The organism is Halobacillus campisalis (assembly GCF_030345335.1).
Taxonomy (GTDB): Bacteria; Bacillota; Bacilli; order Bacillales; family Halobacillaceae; genus Halobacillus_A; species Halobacillus_A campisalis.
This window is the reverse complement of record NZ_JAPVRC010000001.1, coordinates 156,918-169,957: the sequence shown is the minus strand read 5'-3', so window position 1 is coordinate 169,957 and position 13,040 is coordinate 156,918. Positions and strand designations below refer to the sequence as shown.

Genomic DNA, 13,040 nt, shown 5'->3' with positions numbered 1-13,040 from the left:
GATCTGACATCTGACGTTTGACACATCATATTCGAGAATAATATAACACTTATCTACAAATAAATAAATAGAATTAGGACATATTTATCTAAAATAGCTCATATTTTTATTAAGTTGGAATATTCCTATTATTAAAATAATGTAAAAAAAACTGGCGCTTAAAAAGCACCAGTCTAACTTTCTTCTACCGTTTGTGAAACTAGTACGGTTCTTGGCTTGCTTCCTTCATAAGGACCGACTACTCCGTTGTCTTCCATTGCATCTATCAACCTAGCTGCTCTCGTATATCCTACCCTGAATCTTCTCTGAATCATTGAAACACTAGCGCTCTGCATTTCTATGACCATTTGAACTGCCTCAGGGTAAAGCTCGTCGTCCACTTCTTTCTTTACTTCGCTCTCTTCATCAGGGATCATTTCTTCCTGATATTGCGCTTTTTGCTGCTCTACACAGAAGTTGACAATCCGTTCCACTTCATCGTCGGAAAGAAAAGCTCCCTGTACCCTCGTCGGTTTATTGGATCCAACGGGAGTGAACAACATATCTCCGCGACCAAGCAGTTTTTCAGCTCCTCCCGTATCCAGAATGGTCCTTGAGTCTGTCTGAGAAGAAACACTGAAGGCGATTCTTGAAGGAATGTTCGCTTTTATTACTCCTGTTATAACATCTACAGACGGCCTCTGGGTAGCTATGATCAAATGTATACCTGCAGCCCGTGCCATTTGCGCCAGACGTGTAATAGCATCCTCCACATCATTTGACGCTACCATCATTAAGTCAGCCAATTCGTCTACAAGTACTATAATATAAGGCAAAAATGGCTGATCATCTTCATTATCACGATTATGCCTTTTAATATACTCATTATAGCCCTCAATATTTCTCGTACTTGAATCTGAAAATAAATCATAACGCCGTTCCATTTCAGATACCACTTTCATTAATGCACGGGACGCTTTTTTCGGATCTGTAACTACAGGCGCCAGTAAGTGAGGAATACCGTTATAAACATTCAACTCCACTTTTTTCGGATCGATCATCATCATTTTAACTTCATGGGGTTTCGCCCTCATTAACACACTTGTGATAATTCCGTTAATACAAACACTTTTACCACTGCCGGTCGCCCCTGCTACAAGAAGGTGAGGCATTTTATTAAGCTCTGCCATAACGGCTTCTCCAGAAATATCCCGCCCTAACGCAAAGCTTAGTTTGGCATCTGGGTGAGCCTTACCTTGTTCCAACACTTCCCGTAAAGTAACCATGGAAACTTCCTGGTTCGGTACTTCAATACCTACTGCGGATTTCCCGGGTATGGGTGCTTCTATTCTGATATCTTTCGCTGCCAGGGCTAAAGCTAGATCGTCGCTTAAATTAACAATTTTACTTACTTTGACTCCAACATCGGGATACACTTCATACTTCGTCACCGATGGCCCGACATGCACTTTTGTCACCTTCGCTTTTACACCAAAGCTTTGGAACGTTCTTTCCAGTTTTTTAACCGTCGCCTGAATATGGGATCGGTTCTGACTCTGAGGGCTTGAACTCGGTTCTGAAAGAAGATCGAAGCCTGGAAGCTTATAATCAGGATTCTCAAGCTCAGCTGTATTCATTGACTTATCTAACGTCTGATCATCACTCGCTGCTGGTTTTTCTTTCGTGGAAGCTGTTTTCTGGTACGCCTGTTCTGTGAAATCCTGAATAATTGGTTCATATTCTTCTTCCTCTACTTGTTCATTTTGATTATTTTCATGCTCAATAATCTGTACATCTTCAGTCTGCTGTTTTTCAATCGCTTTCGCCGGCTTCTTCGCTCTGTTCTCTTTTATTTTCTTATTGGCATTCGTGAAGGAAGATTTCGTCTTATCCGCTATGAAAGCAAGAACCTCGCCTATTGATCGCTCTGTCAAGAACAACCAGCCGATCAAAAATAGAAAGATAGAAAAAATGATGGAGCCAGTGGCAGAAAATAAATAGTATGTAATAAACAGTAAAAAAGCCCCTATGAGCCCGCCGCCGATACTCGTCGTAGGTGCTTCACCCCTCATCATACTGATAAAACGATCCCAGGTCAGCCCAAAAACTCCCCCCTGGCCGCTTTGCAGGTCACTTGAAAGTGTCTGCACATGAGTGAACAGTAATAAAGCGGTAAACATGATATAAATGCCGATCAAGCGTTTATGTAAAAAGTTCGGCCACTTTCTTTTAATCATAAGATAAATACCAACGATTAAGAAAAAGATAGATGCAGCAAAATACCAGACTCCAAAAGCGAATTGCCATATATGTTCCAATCCTCCGGGTATAGCCCCCTCGCTGATCATCGAGGCTCCACTTCCGAATACGGCTAAAAGTATAAATAATAACCCTATAAGTTCATATTTAATATGCTGTTTGACGTTCGATTTTTTCTTGCGCGATTTTGAAGTAGTTTTTTTCTTTCGTGCCACAAGTGACACCTCCTCTGTTGAAAAGAATAGGATGCCGACGCTGATTTTCAGCAGGCGACATCCTAGTGTACGGCTCATTTCATTATATCACAGGAAGGTAAATGTTAGTAGTCCAGCCATTGTCCTGGCTGTAAAGTTGGATCCATGAAATCTTGTGGATCTGTCGAAAGCAATTGAACGATCTGTCTTTTTCCATCTCCATAGTCATAGCATTTCACTTTGCAGTTATTGCGATTCTCGTAGACGATGGAATAGTCTGAATTAGTTTGCGGAAAAATGTCATATTCACTCAATGGAGTATATAAGATGGTCATTGCACTACCTTCTCTTCGTTATGACCTTTATTTTGCTCGATATACTCATTCAGCTTCTTCATAGCCTCTTTTACTCCGCCTACTGCATCAATGAGTCCCACATCCACAGCCTGCTGTCCGACAACGTTCGTGCCGATATCCCGGGACAAGTTTCCCTTTTCAAACATGAGTTCTTTGAACTTTTCCTCTTCCACATTCGAATGCCTCGTCACGAAGTTAACGACGCGATCCTGCATTTTGTCCATATATTCAAATGTCTGCGGCACTCCTATGACCAGCCCATTTAAACGAATAGGATGTATAGTCATCGTTGCAGTTTCAGCAATAAATGAATAATCAGCTGCAACGGCGATTGGAACCCCTATAGAATGTCCTCCTCCTAATACGATGGATACAGAAGGCTTTGAAAGAGAAGTTATCATTTCAGATATAGCCAGGCCTGCTTCAACGTCTCCTCCTACAGTATTGAGCAATACGACCAGCCCTTCAATTTTAGGGTTTTGCTCAATGGCTATCAACTGGGGAATCAAATGCTCATATTTTGTCGTCTTGTTTTGAGCAGGTAATTGTACATGACCTTCAACTTGACCAATAATCGGCAGGACGTGAATATTTGAATCTCCAGCTTGGGGTACATTTGACTGGCCGAGCTGTTGAATTTTGTCTACTACGGAAGATTGATCTTTTTCTTTAGAAGGATCCTTGGAGGGCTCGTTTTGTTCATGTTCATGGAAATCATTCATCTTTTTCATGCCCCTTTCTGTCTTTTCTTTAGTATGAGACAGAAAAAAAGATTCATACAAAAAACAGCAAAGCTCACTTTGCTGTTTTCAATATCAATTTGTTAGACATCTTGGATGGTATATAACATAGCTTGGAGTATCCATTCATGTTGTAATACATTTTACCTGTAAATTAGGTTACCTTCACTTGTTTAATCTCCTACCATTAAAGTGTAATCAAAGTCATTTGATACAAAGACTGTGAAAGAACCTTCTTAAACAAACTAGCAGGATACTTGAAGACTTGAATTCGAGACATTGGGGGAGTGGATCAGGGCGGCGGGGAATGACTCGCTTTCCGTGGGAGCGCGGTGAGCTTCCTCGGACGTCCCGTCCTGCGGGACCTCACCAAGCACTCTCTTCCCACAGGAGTCTCCCCATTCCCCGCCGCCCCTTACTTTAGATGTGCTTCTCGAAATCGCTGTAAAAAGAACCTTCTAAGTAATAATGTGAGTATTAAACTCCGGTGGTATGGCTATAGCATTTTAGTTATAAAACCTGCATTTTAAGGTAGTTTCAAACATTTTATTGCATACGACATTCTTGCTGTTTATCACTCAAGAGCAGTTATTTTTTAAGTGAAGCACCGCAAAAAATGGTTCCGTTATCCTCGCAAAGGCAAGAAGTTCCAAAAAAGGATAGACTCCTGGGATACACGGTGTTTTCTAATATTTCCTAATCAGTGGCTAATATACTTAAACTTGGTGTAGTTTCGAGCGGCTTCCAATTGTATGGTGACTTTAGAAAACGGTGAGACTCCTGTGGGATGTACATGGTAGGTGAGATCCCGGAAGGCGAAGCCTGAGGAAGCTCACCACATGCCCACGGAAAGCGATCCGTTTTCTAAAGCCACCATATCCTCACACAAAAGTCTCGAAACTGAGTCTTTAAGAATAGGGAGTTTTAGTGGAACAGCTTAACTTTAACTTTTTAATATGCATACTGTATAAAGCATATTTTAAAGTCAACTGATGCTTTCGTATTTTAATGAAAATCTTATAAAAAAATATGAAATCATTTACGAGGGGGCTGGGGTAAGATGTTTTCACAGTATTCTAAATGAAGAACAGAACCGTTTCTACTCTTTTATAACAGTAAAAAAACAGCAAAGCTCACTTTGCTGTTTCTTGTTTGAAATGTTCCATTAAAAATTGGATGGTGAGTCGTTCTTCTTGAGTTAGTGGTACAAGCGGGAGTCGAACGCCGCCGGTATCCAGTCCTTTCATTTGAAGGCCTGCCTTCACCGGCGCTGGGGATGGAGCGCTGAACATTCCCTTGAATAATGGAATCAGCTTTCTGTGCAGCTTTGCCGCTTCAGAATTCTTTCCTTCATCAAATAAACGCAGCATTTCCTTCATTTCTTTCCCTACCACATGAGCGGAAACAGACACTACCCCATGCCCTCCGATAGCATAGATAGGCAAAGTCAAACTGTCATCCCCACTATACAAAGAAAACGTTTCATCGGTTTGATCAATAATTTGGGCCATACTATCCAAATCGCCTGTAGCCTCTTTGACGGAGACAATATTAGGAACCCTTGAAAGCTCAATTATAGTTGATACATCCAGTCGTACAGCAGACCGCCCAGGAATGTTGTAGAGCATGACGGGTTTCAAGACGGATTCGGCAATGGTTTTAAAATGTTCATACATACCACGCTGATTGGGTTTGTTGTAATAAGGGGTAACAAGCATGATCCCATCTACGCCTGTTTGTTCTGCTCTTTTTGACAGCTCAATGGATTGTTGTGTATTATTACTGCCGGTTCCGGCTATAACCGGAATCCGGCCGTTAACGGCTTTGACGACGTGGCTGAATAGGGCCAGCTTTTCTTCCGTAGTCAAGGTCGGCGATTCTCCTGTTGTTCCTGCTACAACTAATCCATCTGTTCCGTGATCTATTAAATACTCCACAAGGCTGGAAGTTTTTTTTAGGTCCACATTGCCATGTTGGTCAAAAGGAGTGACCATAGCAGTTAGTACTTTTCCGAAATCCACGACCTAAATCCCCTTTCATTTTTCCACATTTAATTCAAAAATATCGTGTAAAGCATTTACAGCCTGAATTAAATCTTCATCTTTGATAAGTACCCATATAGTGGTATGCGAGTCAGCTGATTGCAAAATTTGCACGCCTCGTTCAATAAGTGTCTGCACAATTTTCGCCGTCACACCGGGTACCCCGGTAATACCTGCACCTACTGTAGAGACTTTGGCACATCCCTCTCTGATTTCCGGTTCATATCCTAAGTCCGTCAGAATCTGCAACGCCTGGTGTGTATAAATGCTATCTATGGTATAGCTTACGCCACTTGGAGAAATATTAATAAAGTCGACGGATATGTTTGCTTCTGCCATCGATTTAAATACCTCAGACTGCAACTTGGAAGAGTCCTCTTTTGATTGAACTTTGATTTGCGATATACCAGCCATATGAGCGATTCCCGTAACTAGACGGTCAGGAATGTCATTCCCCGCTTCGCCCTCTCTTGAAGCGGCAACCAACGTACCTGGCAAGTCTGAATAGGTGGATCTAACACGCATAGGAACCTTAGCATGCATCGCAATTTCAACCGCTCTAGGATGAATGACTTTCGCTCCCTGATAAGCTAAATTACAAATTTCATTATAAGTAACAGCATGAAGAGCTCGTGCCGACTCTACAATACGAGGATCCGCTGTCATAATTCCATCGACATCTGTAAAGATATCAATATAGTCAGCTTTAAGGGCAGCACCAAGAGCTGCTGCACTCGTATCACTTCCTCCGCGGCCGATCGTCGTCACGTCTCCCCCTTCAGTTTTCCCTTGAAAGCCAGCGACAACGACGACATCATTTTGTTCCAGTTCAGATAATAGACGACTCGTATCCATCCGCAAAATTTTCGCCCTTGTAAAATCATCGTTCGTCAAGAAACCTGCGGCAGCTCCTGAAAGGCTGGCCGCACGAATTCCGGAATCTAAAAGTTCATGGGCGAACACGACTGAAGATATCGTTTCACCGCAAGACATCAGCATATCCTGCTCTCGTGACGTTATTTTAGATGACGGGTGTTCTACCAGTCCGAGCAAAGTATCTGTTGCGTAAGGATCGCCCTTTCGCCCCATCGCTGAAACTGTAACAACGACTTTATATCCATCATTGATTGCCGATTTAATATGGGTGATCGCACGGGATCTTCCATCATGATCCCGCACGGATGTACCACCGAATTTTTGTACAAGTATTTTCATGTTCACACCTCAACTATTCAGATTACAACCACTGATTGGCTATGACTCTCTCAGCGATTTGCACAGAATTCCAAGCAGCTCCTTTAAGTAAATTATCAGAGACTACCCAAAGGTGGAAACCATTTTCGTGATCAAGATCTTTTCTTATACGTCCGACGAAAACATCACGCTTACCGGCTGAGCTTAAAGGTGTAGGATAAGACTGGTTTGCAGGATCATCCTCTAGTACGATTCCTTCTGCTTTACTGATCAAATCTTTTAAATGATCGACAGTCACTCCTTTTTGATCTACCTCAACGTACACACTCTCTGCATGTGAAGTGAAGAAAGGCAGACGTACACAAGTAGCCGCAACTTGGAGTTTGGGAGCGTGCATGATTTTTTTCGTTTCATTGATCATTTTCATTTCTTCGAAAGTGTATCCATTTTCCTGGAATTTATCTATTTGCGGGAGGGCATTAAAAGCGATTGGGTAATGCTTCTCATCACCGCCCACAGGAAGGATGTTAGCTTCTAAATCTTCACCATTCAAGAATGATTGAGATTGTTGACGCAGTTCATCTGCTGCTTCGTTTCCAGCACCAGACACAGCCTGATAAGTAGAAACAATTACGCGGCTGAGACCTAAATTTTGTTTGATAGGTTCTAGCGCGGCAACCATTTGAATCGTGGAACAATTAGGGTTTGCAATAATTCCGTTATGGTTTTGGATATCCGCTTCGTTCACTTCAGGTACAACTAACGGCACACTTTCATCCATCCGATAAGCACTTGTATTGTCTATTACGAGTGCTCCGCGTTTCACTGCTTCAGGTGCTAGTTTCTTAGAAACAGATCCGCCTGCTGAGAATAATGCGATATCGATATTTTCAAAGCTTTCAGGCGTTGCTTCCTCAAGAGTGTATTCTGTTCCTTTGAACGTCATTTTTGTCCCTGCTGAACGGCTGGATGACAATAATTTCAGCTCTTTAATAGGAAAGCTTCGGTCTTCCAGCGTTTCCAGCATTTTTTGTCCGACCGCCCCTGTGGCACCTACTACGGCTATGTTATATTGGTTTGATTGTGTCATAATGTATCCCCTTTCCTGATTGTTGAAATTGGTTTGTCGCTTAAAGTCACTATTTCTTATTTTACCATAAGTGTAGTAAAAACTGGAACGAATTTAAGAGATTTAAGATTTATACCTTTCAATTAAGACAGGCTGCTTCTGCTTTCCATCTAAAGCCGCTTCAATCGTTTCTGGAATCAGCGTCATATCAGAAACCAATGAATTTGGCTTTTTGTATGGATGATCCTGCCCGAATGGAACAAAATAAATGTTTTTAGCAGCCATTAATTTCATAACGTTCACACCGTTTAATCCTAACGCATCGTTTGTAGAAATCGCAAGTACTACCGGCTTCCCATTTCGTAATGTGGCTTTAGCTGCCATCAATACGGGCGAATCGGTTAATGCATTTGCAAATTTACTAGTAGAGTTACCTGTCATAGGAGCTATGACCATACAGTCCAGTGGCCTTGTCGGTCCTAAAGGCTCTGCATCTGGAATCGTCATGATGATATTTTCCCCCGTAATCTTCTCAATCGTTTCAATATGCTCTTTAGCTTCACCGAATCGTGTATCAGTTTTTTGCACAGTACTTGATAACACTGGAACAATAGTAGCTCCTAAATCTTTTAATTTTTGTAAAATAGGAAAAACCTCATGGTACGTACAATGAGAACCGGTAAGGCCAAATCCTATTGTTTTTCCTTTTAAACTAGTCATTATTCATCCGCCTTTCGGTTATTTTCCTGAAGTTTTCTGCAAATAACATTCGCAACTATTTTCCCTGCCGTTTTCGGGGCTACGATTCCGGGAAGTCCAGGAACCAAAATCGCTTTGATTCCGCGCTTTTCAGCATAACGAAAATCTGCACCACCTGGTTTAGAAGCTAAATCTAAAATGAGACAGTGAGAAGGTAACTTTTTGATCACTGATGCATCTACCACAGGGGCAGGTACTGTGTTTATCAAATAGTCACAATTAAATTCCAAGTTTTCCATGCTCCTCATATCAAGTGACTGCATCCCCATTTCGTGTACTCGGGCTGCTCCAGCCGAAGAACGTACTCCTACCGTCACTTTAGCCCCTAAATGATCAAAAGCACGAGCCAGGCTCATTCCTACCCTTCCGAGGCCCAGGATAATGACATTAGATCCGTGAATTGTAAAATCCGTATGTTGTATTGCCATCATAATCGTTCCTTCTACAGTAGGAATAGAGTTGTATATGGCTACATCGTCACGATCCATCAATGAAATTAGTTCTCTCTCTGCCTTAGCAGCCAGGTCTTTTAATGTTTGATTAGCGATACCCGTATAGATTTGGCAGTGGGCAGGTGTTCTTTTGAGCCATTCCGCGGTTAAGCTGAGCATCTTGTTCGTAAATATCCCATCAATGTTTCCATTTTCATCCGTACCTGCAATGGGAAGAATGAGAGCATCAAGCTGTTCTGCCTGAGGACCACTAAAATCAAGCTCGATACATTCAGTAAAACTACCGTTTAATTGATCAAAACCAGCTAAATATACATGAGCATCCCACTCATGCAATCTTCTTATAATTTCAATTTGGCGGGCGTCGCCCCCTATGACGGCCACATGGTGTCCAGTTAGCATGCCGTGAAGTCTCCTTTTTATTAGGTTTCATCTCCTTGTATCGTATGCATTTCACCTTTTTAAGTGTGTTCGAACCTCAACCTTCAAGTAGCTTATGACTCCATAAAAAAAGCTGTGACATGGAGTCACAGCTCATTTACTTATTAAAATTGTGTCTTCACCTATGATTTCAACGTAATCCCACTCAATCACAGTTTCTGTTTTAGAATGAAAGAGACCCCTGTTCAAAACGATCAAAGAAAGGATACGGCCGCTGTTAGGGTCAATCGTCAAATCCGCTTGGCCAAGTATGCCGAGCTTTTTACCTTCTCGTACATCAATAACCTCTTTAGAAGCTAAATGTCTGAGTCTCACCGTATGTGCCACCCTTCACCGTTTCTCACTGATCAAACGAGGATATTCCACAATCTTGTAGTCTTCTTTGATCATTTTAATTAAATCATCGAGGCTTTCAGATGTGACTTCAGTTGGATGCATCAAAATAGTCGCTCCATTGTGCAGTTTACTGACAACCCTTTCAATCAGCACACCTTTTGTGGGTTTCCTCCAGTCAATGGTATCTACAGACCATAATACAGTCTCCATGTTCATTGCATACGCAGTTTCTAACGTTTGATTGGAGAAGCTGCCAGAAGGAGGGGCAAACCATTTTATATTTTCATCCGTAAACGCCTCGAGAATTTCATTAGTGGATTCTAAGTTCTTCTCAACAGACGATGCATCTAATTTAGAAAAGTCTGGATGGCCGTAACCATGGCTCCCAATTACATGACCATCCTCTGCGATCATTTGCATCAGCTGTTTATTATCTTTAGCAAATGCACCGTCTATAAAAAAATTCCCCTTGATCCGGTGTGAAGCAAATGTTTTCAGCATGGAGGGGATATATTCCTCGCCCCAGGATACATTGATCAGCAAACTCACCATTTTTTTATCAACATGCCCTTTATATATAGGGGCAGCTGGTAAGTCTTTGAGTGAAATCTCAGGGGAAATTTCGTTATACGCAAGTTTCTTTTCATTGAATTTACGATCTTCCTTCATATTTTGATAAGATTTATCTACGTTCACTTCCCGTCCGTTTAGTCCAGGTGTTTTTTTCCACACCTTATCAATCTTTGCATTTTGTGGAGCTATATAATAATCTTGTCGTTTTTCCTTTATCGTTTCATAAAGCGTTGCATCGGCAGAAGTTGATACTGTATGTTTATCCTGTACTCCTGCAATAATGGCAATTAGAAATATAAAGGCTGTGACTCTGATCATCACATGCAATGGCACTCACCCCTTGTTAGCAATATATGCAAAGTAGGACAGCCATAGAAGATGCTTTTATCAACAGCTTAAAAAAAGACATAAAAAAAAGAAACTGGTTTACCAGTCTCTCTTTTTCATTACTCACTTGCTTCTTTTTCTTTTTCTTTTTGCTTCTTTTCTTCTACAAGAATAGCTTTGTGTGATAGATTGATTCGGCCTTGCTTATCGATTTCTTTGACTTTCACTTTAAGTGTGTCACCGACATCGACAACATCTTCGACTTTGCCTATACGTTCTTCAGCAAGCTCGGAAATATGCACTAGTCCTTCTTTTCCTTTGAACAACTCGACAAAAGCTCCGAATTTCTCAACTCGTTTAACTTTGCCGTCATATACTTCACCAGCTTCTACTTCACGAACGATGTCTTCAATAATTTTCATAGCTACTTTGTTCATTTCCGCTTCTGTAGAAGAGACGAACACGGTACCATCCTGCTCAATATCGATTTTGACTCCGGTGTCATCAATAATTTGATTGATTTGTTTACCACTAGGTCCAATGACGTCACGAATTTTGTCAGGGTTAATCTTCATCGTCATAATTTTTGGAGCGTAACGAGAAAGTTCTGCTCTTGATTCAGGGATCGTCGCCATCATAGAGCTTAGGATTTCCATACGTCCTGTTTTAGCTTGTGCTAAAGCTTCTTCCAGGATCGCTCGGGATAGTCCTTCAATTTTAATATCCATTTGAAGTGCTGTAATACCTTGTTCTGTTCCTGCAACTTTGAAATCCATGTCGCCTAGGAAGTCTTCCATCCCCTGAATGTCAGTGAGAATGGTATAGTCTTCTCCAGATTTCACAAGACCCATCGCAATACCCGCTACGGGTGCTTTTAGAGGAACTCCTGCGTCCATCATAGCCAGCGTGCTTGCGCATATACTAGCTTGAGAAGTAGAACCATTGGACTCTAACACTTCTGAAACGAGACGGATCGTATAAGGGAATTCTTTTTCAGAAGGAATCACCACTTCCAGAGCGCGTTCACCAAGGGCACCGTGTCCGATTTCCCGGCGGCCTGGACCGCGGATAGGGCCTGTTTCACCAACAGAATAATGAGGGAAATTGTAGTGGTGCATGAAGCGTTTAGATTCCTCTAAGTCAAGACCATCTAAAATCTGCACATCGCCTAAAGCGCCTAGCGTACAAATACTCAAGGCTTGTGTTTGTCCACGAGTGAACAATCCTGATCCGTGTGTACGAGGTAAAATACCCACTCTAGAGGAAAGCTTACGGATTTCATCCGGGCCTCTGCCGTCTGGACGGATTTTATCTTTAGTAATGAGGCGTCGCACTTCCTCTTTAACGATGTTATCAAGGATTGATTTCACTTGTTTAATCGTAGCCTCGTCAGCTTCTAGTTCTTCATAAGCTTGGACAATCGACTTTTTAGCTTCATCAATAGCTTCCTCACGAGCTTTTTTCTCTTCCGTTTGAATAGCCGTCACCATTGGTTCAGTAGCCTCGGCTTCAACCTTATCTTTAAGCTCTTGATCCAAGTCGAAAAGCTGCACTTCCATCTTTTCTTTTCCGACAGCTGCAACGATCTCTTCTTGAAAAGCCACAAGACGCTTAATCTCTTCATGACCAAGCATAATCGCTTCAAGCATGTCTTCCTCTGATACTTCTTTAGCGCCAGCCTCAACCATGTTGATGGCATCTTTAGTACCCGCTACCGTCAAATCAATATCACTTTGTTCCTGCTGTGCAACCGTCGGGTTCAAAATGAACTCTCCATCTACACGTCCTACAACTACGCCAGCGATAGGTCCGCCAAACGGTATATCAGAAATGCTTAATGCAATAGAAGAACCAAGCATAGCTGCCATTTCAGAGGAACAGTCCTGGTCCACACTCATCACGGTGCTGATAACTTGCACGTCATTTCTGAATCCATCAGGGAATAGCGGACGAATCGGACGGTCAATTAGACGAGAGGCAAGAACGGCTTTATCACTTGGGCGCCCTTCACGCTTAATGAAACCTCCAGGAATCTTACCGACAGCGTAAAGACGTTCTTCATAATTCACTGTCAGCGGGAAAAAAGGCAGATCTTTAGGTTCTTTTGAGCCAGTTGCTGCAGAAAGAACAGATGTATCGCCATACTTGATCATTGCAGCGCCGCTTGCTTGTTTAGCTAATTCTCCTACTTCAACGGAGAATGTACGGCCAGCTACATCAATAGAAAACACTTGATTTTCTTCTGCCATAAATTAATTACTCCTCTCATTCACAATAAAAAAATAGAATCTATCTCACAGTTTACACTTTATTTATGTA

The 13,040-nt window shown here is 41.9% G+C and carries 11 protein-coding genes; all 11 read right to left on the bottom strand.

Features of this window, described 5'->3' with window-relative positions; genetic code table 11:
• Nucleotides 1-173 precede the first annotated feature (173 nt).
• Nucleotides 174-2,453: an FtsK/SpoIIIE family DNA translocase gene (locus O2Q26_RS00820; RefSeq protein WP_289214155.1), complete on the bottom strand. Its 2,280-nt coding sequence runs from the start codon at nucleotides 2,451-2,453 to the stop codon at nucleotides 174-176.
• Nucleotides 2,454-2,557: 104 nt separating this feature from the next.
• Nucleotides 2,558-2,767 (bottom strand): YlzJ-like family protein, encoded by a 210-nt coding sequence (locus O2Q26_RS00815; RefSeq protein WP_289214154.1) that lies wholly within the window; start codon nucleotides 2,765-2,767, stop codon nucleotides 2,558-2,560.
• Nucleotides 2,764-3,510, bottom strand: coding sequence for a ClpP family protease (locus O2Q26_RS00810; RefSeq protein ID WP_289214153.1), 747 nt, complete (start codon nucleotides 3,508-3,510; stop codon nucleotides 2,764-2,766). Before O2Q26_RS00810 ends, O2Q26_RS00815 begins: the two co-directional genes overlap by 4 nt.
• A gap of 1,151 nt (nucleotides 3,511-4,661) precedes the next feature.
• Nucleotides 4,662-5,549, bottom strand: coding sequence for a 4-hydroxy-tetrahydrodipicolinate synthase (dapA, locus tag O2Q26_RS00805; RefSeq protein ID WP_289214152.1), 888 nt, complete (start codon nucleotides 5,547-5,549; stop codon nucleotides 4,662-4,664).
• A gap of 15 nt (nucleotides 5,550-5,564) precedes the next feature.
• A complete protein-coding gene (gene dapG, locus O2Q26_RS00800) occupies nucleotides 5,565-6,785 on the bottom strand; it encodes an aspartate kinase (RefSeq protein WP_289214151.1) in 1,221 nt (406 codons plus the stop codon).
• 22 nt (nucleotides 6,786-6,807) lie between these two features.
• Nucleotides 6,808-7,854: an aspartate-semialdehyde dehydrogenase gene (asd, locus tag O2Q26_RS00795; RefSeq protein ID WP_289214150.1), complete on the bottom strand. Its 1,047-nt coding sequence runs from the start codon at nucleotides 7,852-7,854 to the stop codon at nucleotides 6,808-6,810.
• A gap of 102 nt (nucleotides 7,855-7,956) precedes the next feature.
• Entirely contained in the window at nucleotides 7,957-8,553 is a 597-nt protein-coding gene (locus tag O2Q26_RS00790) for a dipicolinate synthase subunit B (protein WP_289214149.1), read from the bottom strand.
• Nucleotides 8,553-9,446 carry a dipicolinic acid synthetase subunit A gene (gene dpaA, locus O2Q26_RS00785; protein WP_289214148.1) on the bottom strand — a complete coding sequence of 298 codons (894 nt, stop codon included), beginning with the start codon at nucleotides 9,444-9,446 and terminating at the stop codon, nucleotides 8,553-8,555. Before dpaA ends, O2Q26_RS00790 begins: the two co-directional genes overlap by 1 nt.
• A 132-nt stretch (nucleotides 9,447-9,578) precedes the next feature.
• Entirely contained in the window at nucleotides 9,579-9,800 is a 222-nt protein-coding gene (locus O2Q26_RS00780; protein WP_289214147.1) for a YlmC/YmxH family sporulation protein, read from the bottom strand.
• A gap of 15 nt (nucleotides 9,801-9,815) precedes the next feature.
• Complete coding sequence (locus O2Q26_RS00775) at nucleotides 9,816-10,712, bottom strand: polysaccharide deacetylase family protein (protein ID WP_289214720.1); 897 nt, start codon at nucleotides 10,710-10,712, stop codon at nucleotides 9,816-9,818.
• A 128-nt stretch (nucleotides 10,713-10,840) separates the two neighbouring features.
• Nucleotides 10,841-12,970, bottom strand: coding sequence for a polyribonucleotide nucleotidyltransferase (gene pnp, locus O2Q26_RS00770; RefSeq protein ID WP_289214146.1), 2,130 nt, complete (start codon nucleotides 12,968-12,970; stop codon nucleotides 10,841-10,843).
• Nucleotides 12,971-13,040: the final 70 nt, after the last annotated feature.